A 557-nucleotide genomic window follows, 5' to 3' on the forward strand; every position below is an offset into this window, starting at 1 on the left:
TCTATCAGAGAAGGGGAGGAGGGAAGAGAAGAGGAAGAAAGAAGAAGGAAAAGAGAGAAATGCTCGATGGCTGAGATCGGAAGGGACGAATCCAGAAAGGAGGAAGAGGAGAAGAAGAGGGGAGAAGAAGGAAAAGAGGGAAGCTGAGGAAAAAAGGAAGGAAAGGAAGAAGAGAAGGAAGGGAGGGAGAAGGGGGGAGGAAAAGGGAGGGGGAAAGAGGGGAGGAGGGGAAAGGGGAGAAGAAAGGGGAGGGGAGAGGGAAAGAAAGCACTCTTAGGAAGGAAGAAGAGAGGAGGAGAGAGAAAAGAAAGAAAAAAAGGAAGAGAGAGAAGGGGGAGGGAAGAAAAGAAGAGAGGAGTTCTTGTGCCTCCGCCGGGAGGAGGAGCAGGAGGGGAAAGGAGGGGAAGGAGAGGGAAGGGGAGGGGGGGGAGAGGAAGGAGAAAGGGAGGGGAAGGAAGAAGGAAAAGAAGAAAAGGAGGGAGAAGAAAAGGCAAGAAGGGAGAAAAAAGAAGGGAGAGGAAAGGGAAGAGAGAGAGGAAAGAAAAGAGAGGGGGAGG

General features: G+C 51.7%; 2 protein-coding genes. Both read left to right on the top strand.

Annotated features, from left to right (window positions below; all coding sequences use genetic code 11):
- The coding region (locus tag E1963_RS23935; protein WP_201272113.1) for a hypothetical protein at positions 1-277 on the top strand (277 nt) is incomplete at its 5' end.
- Positions 278-361: 84 nt separating this feature from the next.
- The coding region (locus E1963_RS23940) for a hypothetical protein (RefSeq protein ID WP_201272114.1) at positions 362-557 on the top strand (196 nt) is incomplete at its 3' end.

Origin of the sequence: Extibacter muris (genome assembly GCF_004345005.1) — a bacterium.
Classification (GTDB): domain Bacteria; phylum Bacillota; class Clostridia; order Lachnospirales; family Lachnospiraceae; genus Extibacter; species Extibacter muris.